This window comes from Sphingopyxis sp., from assembly GCF_041916015.1.
Lineage (GTDB): Bacteria > Pseudomonadota > Alphaproteobacteria > Sphingomonadales > Sphingomonadaceae > Sphingopyxis.
The window spans coordinates 1-10,494 of sequence record NZ_JAYSAH010000016.1 but is presented as its reverse complement, the minus strand read 5'-3'; the positions used below and the strand labels follow the sequence as shown (position 1 = coordinate 10,494).

At 65.6% G+C, this 10,494-nt stretch carries 8 protein-coding genes and 2 pseudogenes; 9 read left to right on the top strand and 1 reads right to left on the bottom strand.

The genetic code is table 11. The features are described 5' to 3' along the window. Positions 1-263 precede the first annotated feature (263 nt). From ACE3SL_RS02480 to ACE3SL_RS02440, 9 genes and pseudogenes are all read left to right on the top strand, one after another. Positions 264-1,010, top strand: coding sequence for a hypothetical protein (locus ACE3SL_RS02480; RefSeq protein ID WP_374524180.1), 747 nt, complete (start codon positions 264-266; stop codon positions 1,008-1,010). Continuing rightward, complete coding sequence (locus tag ACE3SL_RS02475; protein ID WP_374524179.1) at positions 1,007-1,612, top strand: hypothetical protein; 606 nt, start codon at positions 1,007-1,009, stop codon at positions 1,610-1,612. The genes ACE3SL_RS02480 and ACE3SL_RS02475 overlap by 4 nt, the downstream gene beginning before the upstream one ends. Positions 1,613-1,670: 58 nt before the next feature. Then, positions 1,671-4,958, top strand: a complete 3,288-nt coding sequence (locus ACE3SL_RS02470) for a UvrD-helicase domain-containing protein (RefSeq protein WP_374524178.1) — start codon at positions 1,671-1,673, stop codon at positions 4,956-4,958. 115 nt (positions 4,959-5,073) lie between these two features. Beyond that, complete coding sequence (locus ACE3SL_RS02465) at positions 5,074-5,772, top strand: multiubiquitin domain-containing protein (protein ID WP_374524177.1); 699 nt, start codon at positions 5,074-5,076, stop codon at positions 5,770-5,772. Then, positions 5,772-6,158 carry an E2/UBC family protein gene (locus ACE3SL_RS02460; RefSeq protein WP_374524176.1) on the top strand — a complete coding sequence of 129 codons (387 nt, stop codon included), beginning with the start codon at positions 5,772-5,774 and terminating at the stop codon, positions 6,156-6,158. Before ACE3SL_RS02465 ends, ACE3SL_RS02460 begins: the two co-directional genes overlap by 1 nt. Beyond that, complete coding sequence (locus tag ACE3SL_RS02455; RefSeq protein WP_374524175.1) at positions 6,155-7,498, top strand: ThiF family adenylyltransferase; 1,344 nt, start codon at positions 6,155-6,157, stop codon at positions 7,496-7,498. The genes ACE3SL_RS02460 and ACE3SL_RS02455 overlap by 4 nt, the downstream gene beginning before the upstream one ends. Beyond that, a complete protein-coding gene (locus ACE3SL_RS02450) occupies positions 7,491-8,966 on the top strand; it encodes a hypothetical protein (RefSeq protein WP_374524174.1) in 1,476 nt (491 codons plus the stop codon). Before ACE3SL_RS02455 ends, ACE3SL_RS02450 begins: the two co-directional genes overlap by 8 nt. After that, a pseudogene (locus tag ACE3SL_RS02445) lies at positions 8,963-9,250 on the top strand (DUF6527 family protein); the annotation flags it as partial. The gene ACE3SL_RS02450 and the pseudogene ACE3SL_RS02445, both read left to right, overlap by 4 nt. Before the next feature lie 193 nt (positions 9,251-9,443). After that, positions 9,444-9,764: pseudogene (locus ACE3SL_RS02440) on the top strand (ATP-binding protein); the annotation flags it as partial. Positions 9,765-9,860: 96 nt separating this feature from the next. Here ACE3SL_RS02440 and ACE3SL_RS02435 read toward each other — a convergent pair. Further along, positions 9,861-10,301 carry a hypothetical protein gene (locus ACE3SL_RS02435; RefSeq protein ID WP_374524173.1) on the bottom strand — a complete coding sequence of 147 codons (441 nt, stop codon included), beginning with the start codon at positions 10,299-10,301 and terminating at the stop codon, positions 9,861-9,863. Positions 10,302-10,494 lie beyond the last annotated feature (193 nt).

The following is a 10,494-nucleotide window of genomic DNA, read 5'->3' as shown; positions in this document are numbered from 1 at the left end:
GCCATGGCTCTTTGGAAAATAGGGCTGGAGACGCGCCATCTGCTCGTCCGTCAGCCAGAATAAATCGCTCAAATTCAGGCTCCTTCGTGGTCGCCTGAATCATAATCGCTACCGCAAATCAATGGGTCCTGACCCTAACAAGCTTGCTCGCCGGGCCCGCTATCGGGTCGCCCAAACCCTCTACGCATCGTCCGCTTAGCAGAGATTTGATCACTTTTTTCTTTTCCGTTTTGTGTTTCCTGAACCGATGAGATGAACACTGTATGAAATCTGACAATCACATGCAGGGCGCGATTCCCCCGCTCACGGGAAAAACGAAGAAAGGTATTTTGTATGTTCGCCCCAATCGTATCGAAACCGAAATCGCTGCCGCACTTAACCTCCCTCTCCACCGGGCATTCGAGTTGGCGGCAAACGGCCATTTCGCGCCTCAGACTTTAGCATTCTTCCTTCGGCGATTTCGCCCGAATGGACGTTCGCCAAGCTATGATGCAATGCTTCTTGCCTTCCTATCACGCATCGAGCGGGCCGGCCGCCGCCGTCTCTTGGATATTCCGGAGCACTGGCACGAACGGGCGCACGAGTTCGTACAGGACAAGGTCTTCGAATGGTTCGGAACCGAGCGAATGGACATTTTTGAAATGAGCTTCGCGCGCGCCGTCGAGTGCCTCTACCTCGATGCGCGCGCCTATCTCAAGCTACGGATCGAGACCGAGCTTCCGACGGAGGACTTTGCCTTGTCCGAAGAGATCGACGGCGAGGACGTCGTCGATGCCATGGCCGGCCGGCTCAACCGGGGGGCGCTCACGCCGGTCGAAGCGAGGAGCGAACTCGCCGGCGTGATGGCCAAATTGACGCTCGAAGAAGGGCAGGCCCTGATCTATGTCGACGGGCTCGGGCTGATCGAGAAAGAAGCTGCGCAGGAGATGAAATGTTCCGTTCGCAAGGTTGGCTACCGGCTGAAATCAGCCCGGGAGAAGCTTCGCGACATCAAGGACCCAAAACCATGACTGCAACATCCGACCGTTCGAGCGAGCGCGACGCCGTTCTCGCCGACCTTCACGACATGCTCGCCGAAGCCGGGCGCGGCGATGTCGTCGCCTTTGCTGCGGCGCATCCGCAATATCGCAGCGAAATACTGGCGTTCGCAACCGAATGGATCGCGCTCGCGCCTTCCACCGAGGACGACGCCGAAGACCGGGCGCCGCCCGACATTCCGTCCGCCAGCGTCCGCGCCGCGCTGGAGCGTTTCTGGGCCAAACCTCTCCCACCCGCCGCCGACCCCTTCGCCGACCTCGACTTTCCCGCGATCGAACGGATCGTCGCCGAGTGCCGGATTGACATCGGCATCCTTCGCAAACTCGAGAAGCGACTCATCGACGCGCTGACCGTGCCGGGCAAGCTGCTGGCTTGGCTCGCATGGAGCCTCGGCAGCGATATCGCGACGCTCTTCTCCTATCTCGGCGGCGCGCCGGTATCGGCGGGCGCCGACTATTTCGCGCCGGGCGGCCCGAAGACGGCTGCCGGCAAGATCAGCTTCGCCGAAGCGGTCCGCACGTCGCAGATGTCCGACGACGAGAAGGATTTCTGGCTCCGCAGCGCCGGCAGCTGACATGGACCCGTTCCTCGCAGTGCGGTCGCGGGCCCTTGCGCTGCGGATAGCAGCAGGGGTGAGCGACGACATGGATGCCCCGACGGCGGCCCGTGCCGCCGCAAAGGAACGCGGACTGACGATCCGCAAGCTCGAGCCCGGCGACCCCGAACTCGAGGGCGCGATCGGCATGCTCGTCCGCAAATATCGCGAGATCCTGCTGCGAGAGGGCCTAGGCGAGGATGTCGAGGCCGAGGTCATCGCGCACGAAGTCGGCCACCATGTCATGCACGAGGGACCCGAGGCCGGGTATTTCCAGCGCCGCGAGGAAAATGGAGGCGATCCGAGCCAGCGGATCGAGACCTACGGAATCAAGGAACGGCGCGAGGCGCAGGCAAACGCCTTCGCCCGCGAATATCTGCTCCCCCGCCCGCTAGCCAGGAAGCTCTTCCATGAAGGTGCTCGCGCGTCGCACATCGCGCAGCGCCTCATCATCGCCTACGAAACCGTGCTCCAGCAGCTGGCCGACGGCATCCTGCTGCCGGACATCGCAGCGGCGTCCGACGAGGGTTCGCTCGGCGCCGCGGCCGACCTCAACAACGCCCAGCAGCGCGCCGCCGCGCACCGCGGCACGCCCTTCCTCCTCGGGGCCGGGCCCGGCACCGGCAAGACCAAGACGCTCGTCGGGCGCATCGCCGGGCTGCTCGCCGACGATGTGCCGGCGGACAACCTGCTCGCCCTTACCTTCTCGAAAAAGTCCGCGCAGGAGCTAGCTCAGCGCGTCCACGACCTTGCCGGCGACCGCGCGATCAATATTCGCACTGAGACCTTCCACAGCTTCGGACTCGATACCGTCCGCAAGCATCATAAGCTGTTCGACGTCCCCGAAGATCCGCGCGTCGTCGATACCAGTGAAGCGATCGCGATGATGGAGGAGGCGCTGCCCGCACTCGATCTCGTCCATTATCTTAACCTGTTCGAGCCAGCGCTGACGCTGCGCGACATTATGCGCGCGATATCGCGCGCCAAGGACGAACTCTGCTCGCCCGCACGCTATGCCGAGCTCGCCGAGGCGATGCGCGAGGCGGCCGGCAACGACGCCGAGCGGCTCGCCGCCGAAAAGGCCGCCGAGGTCGCGGTCGTCTACAAACATTATGACGAGCGCCTGCGTGCGCTGCGCGCGATGGATTATGGCGACCTCATCATGCAGCCGACGCTCCGGATGCGCAGCGACACCGACTTCGCCGAGTGGATGCGGAGCCGGTTTACGCATGTTCTCGTCGACGAGTATCAGGATATCAACCGCGCGAGCGCGATGCTCGTCAGCGAGCTCGTCGGCAAGGGCGACAATCTATGGGTGGTCGGCGACGCCCGCCAATCGCTCTACCGCTTCCGAGGTGCAGCCGCCGTCAACATCGAACGCTTCGGCCAAGATTATCCGGGCGGCGAGCGCGACCGGCTCACCACCAACTATCGCTCGACCCCCGAGATCGTCAGCGCCTATAGTAAGTTCGGGGCCGGCATGCTGGTGTCGGACTATGCCGGACCGGCCGCGCTCGACGCCGCGGCGGCGGCGAGCGGCGTACAACCCGAGCTTCTCGAACTGGACGATCCCGAAGCCGAGATGGATGCGCTCGCGGGCAATGTCCGTCGGCTCGAAACCGAGGGGTTCGGCCTGCGATCGCAGGCGATTCTCGCACGAAGCAACGGCACGCTCGCGCGCGTCGCCGAGGCGCTCGAGGCGCGCGGCGTCCCCGTCCTCTATCTCGGCCCGCTCTTCGATCGCCCCGAAATCCGCGACCTTCTCTCGCTCCTGTCGCTGCTCGTCGATGCAAGCGGGACGGGACTCGTGCGCGTCGGCGCCTTCCCCGAATATGCGATACCCCTCGCCGACAGCCACCGGCTGATCGAAGAGGCCTGCGCTGCCGAAACGCGCGTCTTCGACATGCTACAACGGCTCGAGACCGTCGCGTCGCTTTCGCCCGCGGGCCGCGCCGGGCTGACACAGCTCGCCGCACATCTGCACGACGCGCATCAGGGGACGACGCCTTGGCTGTTCGTCAGCCGCTTCCTCTTTGAGCATAGCGACTATGTCCACACGGTGCTTTCGGGCCAGTCGCCCTCCGACGACATGCGCCGTGTGGCGGTGCGTCAGCTGATCGATGCGCTGCGCGCGATGCCGCTGACGAGCCATGGCACGCCGGTGCGCCGCGCGCTCGACCGGATCCGGCACATGATCCTTCTCGCCGACGAGCGCGACCTGCGGCAGCTTCCCCCCGAGCTCGATGCGCTGGACGGAGTCCGGCTGATGACAATCCACGCCAGCAAGGGCCTCGAATTCGACGCCGTCCATCTGCCGAGCCTCTATGCGGGCGCCCTACCGGCCCCGAACCGCAGCCCGGCCTGCCCGCCGCCGCCGGGCATGATCGAGCTCGACGAAGAAAGCGATGCACACGAAGCGGAGGAAGAATGCATCCTTTATGTCGCGATGTCGCGGGCCCGCTCGCGTCTCCATTTCTATCGCCCGACCAAGCGCGGCGACCGCAACGCCAGTCCCTCGCGCTTTCTCGCGCGCGTCCCCGCAAGCATCGCCGCTGCGCCCGCGCCTGTCGCACGCAGCTTTCCGCTGCCAAGCTACGCGCCGATCCTCGATCCACCGGCGCCGTCCGGGCTCAGCGCGACCGATATCGAACGCTATTCCGCCTGCCCGCGCCGCTTCTTCTACGAACGCGTGCTCGGCCTCGGCGGCTATGCGCGCGAAAGCGCCTTCCTCAAGGCGCATGCCTGCCTGCAGACGGTCATCCGGTATGTCCGCGGCCTCGCGGACGCCGGTGACTATGATGCGGCCGAGGCGACTCGGCTCTTCGATGCCGCCTGGGCCGACAGCGGCCTCGCGGCGCATCCTTTCGGTTCGGGCTATCGGCGGCTGACAGAAACGATGCTCGGCCGTCTCCACAGCGCCGCTGCTGGAGAGTCGGCAGCCAAGGCGGTGTTCACAACCATGATCGGAGGCGAGAGCGTCAGCGTCACCGCCGATCGCGTGGTGTCCGCGGGGACCGGAACGGTGGTCCGCAACTTGCGCTCTGGCCGCGGTTCGACGTCCGATGCCGACCGGCTCGCGGCGACGATCCAGTTGAAGGCGGTGGCCGAGGAGCTCGGGTCGGCCACGCGCATCGAAACCCATTATCTCTCGTCAGGAGCAGTCCTCGACGTCGCGCAGACAGATGCCAAATACCGCAAGCGTATCGCCGACTGCGACGCGGCGGTCGCCAATATCCGCGCTGGTCGCTTCCCGCCCGAACCAAGTGAGTTCACCTGCGCCCGCTGCGCTTTCCTGTTCATCTGCCCGGCGCCCGCCTCTGACTGACGGCGCCCGCCGACGTTAAAAAAAATCGCGATCTCTTTGCCGGTTTCGCGTCGCTCGCCCGATTTCATGAATTGAGGGCGGCATTTCGCTGCCCGGCTGGAAAAGGACGATCGCCATGGCGAACCCTCAAAACACTGCAATCTGCAAGCGCGAAAAGGCCGAAATCGCGCTCGACGGTATCGACTTCGAGACCCTCCGGATCGCCGATCCGGTCCCCCTCGGCCGCCAACTGCTCACCGAGGCCGGTCACCGGCCGCCCGAAGCGTTCAGCCTCTATGCGATTCTCGCCGACGGTTCGTTCGAGGACGTCCGCCTCGACGAGCCGTTCGACCTTCGCGCCAAGAACACCGAGCACTTCATCGCCTTCACCGGCGACCGCATCTTCCGCTTCTTCGCCAACGATCGCGAGATCAAATGGGGCCCGACGGCGGTGTCTGAGGCCGAACTCCGCTTCCTCGCTGGCGCGGCGAACGACGAAGCGGTTTTTCTCGAGGTCCGCGGGGGCACCGACGAAATCGTCGCCGAGGGCGCGAGCGTCGACCTCACGCGGCCGGGGATCGAGCGCTTCATCACCGCGAAGCGGGCGAAGACGTACCACTTCTTCGTCAACGGCACCCGTTACGACACCGACCAGCGCCACCTCACCGGCCTCCAGATCAAGGCGCGCGTGCCTGACTGGGATCCGGGGCACGATCTCGTACTCGAAGGCCATGGCAACGACCCCGACCGTCCGGTCGCCGACGACGAGGCGATCAATCTCGACGTCAAGCCCGCGCGCCGCTTCTCGTCGGTGCCCAAGGCAAACTTCGGCTGATGTCGCCGGTCCTCGAACGGCAGCTCCGCGATCTTGGGGAGCGCTTTGCCGCCGCCGAGACGCGCGAGTTGCCGAGCGGTACGGTGCTGGTGAGCGTGCCGGCAATCCCGCTCCCGCCAGGCTGGTCGAAAGCAAGCACAATGGTTCATTTTCTCGTGCCGCCCGCCTATCCATTCGCCGCTCTCGACTGCTTCTGGGCCGACAACGACCTGCGCCTCGCGAACGGGAACCCGCCGCAGAATGCGGGTGCCGACAATGCTATCCCCGAGGCGAGTATCCTCTGCCTGTGGTTCTCGTGGCACCTCACGGGACCGTGGGACCCGAACCGCGACACGCTGTCGAGCTGGATGAACGTCATCGTCGACCGGCTCCGGAGGCCGCAATGAGCGGCCTCCGCCTGACCGACGCCGCTTATGCCGGTCTCCGCGATGCGTTGCTCGCGGACAGGTCTACCGAGCGCTGCGCGCTCGGCTATGCGCGCCACGACCCCGCGGCGATGCGCTGGGTGCTCGAAAGCGCAGAACCTGCATCGGCCTCCGCCTATGAGCATCGCGACCGGGTGTCGGCGACGCTGCGCCCCGCGGCGGTGCTCGACGCGGCGAACCGCGCTCGCCGCGCAGGTCTCAGTCCCGTCTTCATCCACACGCATCCCGATGCCAGCGGACTCCCCGATTTCTCGGAGATCGACGACCGCGGCGAAGCCGAACTCAAGGCCTATTTCGACCGCCGCGCACGCGATGTCGCGCCGCTGGCGATGGTCATGGGCCCCGAGGGCGCGCGCGCGCGCCGCCTAGGCCTTGGCGAGCCCGTCGACCTCTGGACGGTCGGCCGCGACCTCGTGCGGATCGACGATCCCGGCATCAAGGACTGCGCGGCGGCGCGCCACGACCGCCAGGTCCGCGCCTTTGGGGCGGCCGGCCAGGCGCGGATCGCGCGGCTGCGCATCCTCGTCGTCGGCGCCGGCGGTACCGGCTCGGCGACCATCCAGCAGCTCGCTCATCTCGGCGCCACCGACCTGACAGTTATCGACCCCGACTGCGTCGAGGAGAGTAATCTCAATCGGCTGATCGGCGCGACCCCGGCCGATATCGGACAGCCAAAGGTCGAGATCGCGCGCCGCATGGTCGCTGCGATCCATCCCGGCGCGCGGGTCGAGCCGATCGTCGGCGATATCGTCGACGCCCGGCATGTTGAGCGGATCGGCGCTTTCGACTTCATCTTCCTCTGTACTGATTCGCACGCGAGCCGCGCGGTGATATGCCAAGCCGCCTATCAGTTTCTCGTGCCAGCGATCGACATGGGGGTCAGCATCACGGTTGCCGCCGGCGCGGTGACTCACATCACCGGACGGACGCAGATGCTGGCCCCGGGGCTTGCCTGCCTCAGCTGCACCGGCGCGCTCGACGCCGAGCAGATCCGCCGCGAGATGCTCACCCCAGAGCAGCGCGCCGCCGACCCCTATGTTACCGGCGCGCATGTCCCGCAGCCTGCCGTCGTGTCGCTGAACAGCAGCATGGCCTCGCTCGCTGTGACGATGTTCCTGGGCGCAGTCACCGGCACGCCCGCAAACGCCCGCTATCAGCGTTACGACGGTATCCAGGGTGTGGTGCGCCTGATGGCGGCCGATCTCCGCCCCGGCTGCGTTACCTGCTCGGCAAACGGCGCGCTCGCCAAGGCAGCGAGCTGGCCGCTGCCCGTGCGCCGGAATGGCGGCTCGCATGGATAGGGAGCGCCGCAAGCTGCTGTGGTTCGGCGCAGCGCCGTTGCCCGCCACCACACACGAGTTCGCGGCGCGGCGACTGGTCTGGGCCGAAGGCGACCCTGCCCGCCTGCCGCACGATGCAGAACAGGCCTGCGGGGCCGTCCTTGACTTCGGGCCCGCGGTCGATGACGCGCTACTCGCCTTCGCTGTCCGCGACATCGCGCGGCTCGTGGATCACGGCCTGCGCGTCGACATCGTTGCCGGAGGCGATGCGGCAATGGGACGCGTCCAACCCGCGCTCGCACGCTTCGCCGGACTGCCCGGCGTCTTTTTCCACACCAGTCCCGAGCTTCACCGACTCGCCGAAGCGATCGCGCGGCACGACGCGGGCCCGGTGCCGCGGCTCGACCTCGAAATCGCTGTCGAAGGCGGCCGCGAGGAGCTGCGCAAGAACGACGAAATCCTCTTCCAGCGCGCCTTCGCGCATTGCCGCGAAATCCGCCTCGTCCAGCTCGCGGGCGGGCGGTCCGATGCGCGGGTATTCGCCGTCCATATGGTGGTCGAGGGATCGAACGCCGGCGTCTGGCCGCAGCCTGCATTCGCGAAGCTCGACCGCCGCGACAAGATCGAGCGCGAATATGCGAACTACCGGGACTATGCCGCACGCTTTATTCCCTTCCTCATGCGGCCGAACATCGAGGCCCTAGTGTGTGGCAGCGACCGAAGCCTTCTCGTCGGCAATTTCGTCGATCATTCGGAATCGCTCCGCGCCCTCGCCGAACGGGGCCTCGCTGGTCCGGCGATCACCGCGCTGTTCAAGGAAGCGCTCGCCGGCTGGAGCAATCAAGCCTTTGCGGGCGAGCCGCTCACGGGATCGATCGCCGAGGCCATGCGCTCCGCCGGTATCTGGGACCCGGAGCGGATAGCCGACGAATATGTCGAGCGCGCCGCCGAGCATGGCGTTCTCCAGACCCCCGCCGACCTTCATGCGGCGCTGAAAGGGCTCGACCAGCGCTACCGGATAGCGCCGGTTCACGGCGACCTTCATGGCGAGAATGTCCGCGTGCGCGGAAGCCATGCGATCCTCATCGATCTCGCGTCGGTCTGCCGGGCGCCCGGCTGCACCGATCTCGCGGCGCTCGAGACTTGGTTCGCCTTCGAACTGGCGAGTGGCGACGATCCTGAACGCTACCAAGACGACGAATGGAAGGCGGTCGTCGATCGGCTCTATGCGCCCGCAGCCTTCATCGATGCGGTCGCGCCGTGCCGTCCGACCGATGCGCGCGCGTGGATGGCGACGGCCGTCAAGCATATCCGCGAACTCGCGCGGGCGACCCCATGCTGCCCCGGCGAATATCAGACCGCGGTGGCGGTCCAGCTGCTCCGCCGTTGCCAGTGGAACGACGGACCGCCGGGCGACCGCGCCCGGCGGGCGCATGGCTACCGCCTCGCCGCCGCGCTTGTTGCCGATCTTGGAGGAGAAAAATCATGACTCGTCCTGCACGCAGACTGCGCTGGCGCGGCGCCGGCGAGTATCGAGACGAGGCCGAAGCCCTGCTCGAGGCGCCCGGCGATACCGCCGTCGTCGTCCGCGGCCAACTGCGCTCGCTAATCCTCAAATGTCCCGACGGATGCGGCGATACGCTCTCGATCAACCTTGACCCCCGCGCGGGGAAGGCTTGGCACCTCGACCAGCGACGCGGGACGCTTTCGCTCTATCCCTCGGTCTGGCGCGACGGTGGTTGCCGAAGCCATTTCATCCTCTGGCGTGACCATATCATCTGGTGCCATCGTTTCGAAAGCGGCAACGAGGAGCCCAATTACGATCTCGAGTTGGAAGACCTTGTTCTCAGATCGCTCGAGACGATCCACTTCAAGTCAGCATTCGAAATTTCTCAACGGATCGAAGAGATTGTTTGGGATGTTGAACGCTCACTTCGACGACTTACACGCGCTGGCTTGGTTGAAGATGGTGACACGCCTCGAAGAGGAGACCCGGATCGGCAAGGGCGGGATCCTGGCGGCGCAGCTGTCGCGGCTCGACCTGATCGTGCTCGACGAGCTCGGTTATCTGCCGTTCGCACGCTCGGGAGGGCAGTTGCTGTCCCACCTCATCAGCAAGCTTTATGAGCGCACCAGCGTCATCATCACCACCAACCTCGCCTTCGGCGAGTGGCCTACCGTCTTCGGTGATCCCAAGATGACCACGGCGCTGCTCGACCGCGTCACCCACCACTGCGATATCATCGAGACGGGCAACGACAGCTGGCGCTTCAAAAACCGCAGCTGACCGCCACCTTCGGCGCCTTCAAAAATCTATCTTGCGCTGCGCGCGCCTCCGGTCGGGCTACGCCCGCCCTCCGCCGCACGCAGCGCAAGGCCATCTTCAACAAACCCTCAGCATATCCTCAAAGGGGGTCCCTCTTCGACGCCGATCGGGGGTCCCTTTTGAACGCCGTTTGACAATCTCCCGCAGCCTCGTGGTGCCCAGGCAATCAAAGAGGCCGAGGACGTGGTCCCGCGTGACGCCCGAATAAAACGCCGGCGTTTCCCCCGCAGTTGCCGCAATGATCGCCCAGTTCCGCTCGATTTGTTTGCGTGTGGCGCCGCCTATCGATCCAAGGAGTTGGTCGCGATCAAATCGATCCTCGGAAAATGACACATTCTGCGCATAAAGCGCCTCGACGAATGTGTCAGAATGGCGTGGCGGAAGAGGATCGAATGACGCCGCCTTGATCAAGGTGAGCATCAGCCCACCCTCGGTCGCAGCACCGGCCCAGCCTTCGGCAGCGTAATGGTCCAGGGCGGCCAGCTCGACCAGGTTCATCGCGTCGGTAGGGCGCAGGCGTCATTCCTTCCCGACTCCCTTTTCCAGCTTGACCACTTCATGTTCGATGCCGAGCCTTTGGGCCTGCTGCTCGAAACGGCTGACCTTCGCGGTCGCGCCCTTGGTACCCTTGGGCATTTTCGAGCGCTGCAGCTTCGCGAGCTTCCTCGAGACGCCGACCTGCGGATCGATC

What these genes read in the sequence shown, in the direction of transcription:
- ACE3SL_RS02480 (WP_374524180.1), top strand. Translation starts at nt 264, where the DNA reads ATGAAATCTGACAATCACATGCAGGGCGCGATTCCCCCGCTCACGGGA.
- ACE3SL_RS02475 (WP_374524179.1), top strand. Translation starts at nt 1,007, where the DNA reads ATGACTGCAACATCCGACCGTTCGAGCGAGCGCGACGCCGTTCTCGCC.
- ACE3SL_RS02465 (WP_374524177.1), top strand. Translation starts at nt 5,074, where the DNA reads ATGGCGAACCCTCAAAACACTGCAATCTGCAAGCGCGAAAAGGCCGAA.
- ACE3SL_RS02460 (WP_374524176.1), top strand. Translation starts at nt 5,772, where the DNA reads ATGTCGCCGGTCCTCGAACGGCAGCTCCGCGATCTTGGGGAGCGCTTT.
- ACE3SL_RS02455 (WP_374524175.1), top strand. Translation starts at nt 6,155, where the DNA reads ATGAGCGGCCTCCGCCTGACCGACGCCGCTTATGCCGGTCTCCGCGAT.
- ACE3SL_RS02450 (WP_374524174.1), top strand. Translation starts at nt 7,491, where the DNA reads ATGGATAGGGAGCGCCGCAAGCTGCTGTGGTTCGGCGCAGCGCCGTTG.
- ACE3SL_RS02435 (WP_374524173.1), bottom strand. Translation starts at nt 10,301, where the DNA reads ATGAACCTGGTCGAGCTGGCCGCCCTGGACCATTACGCTGCCGAAGGC.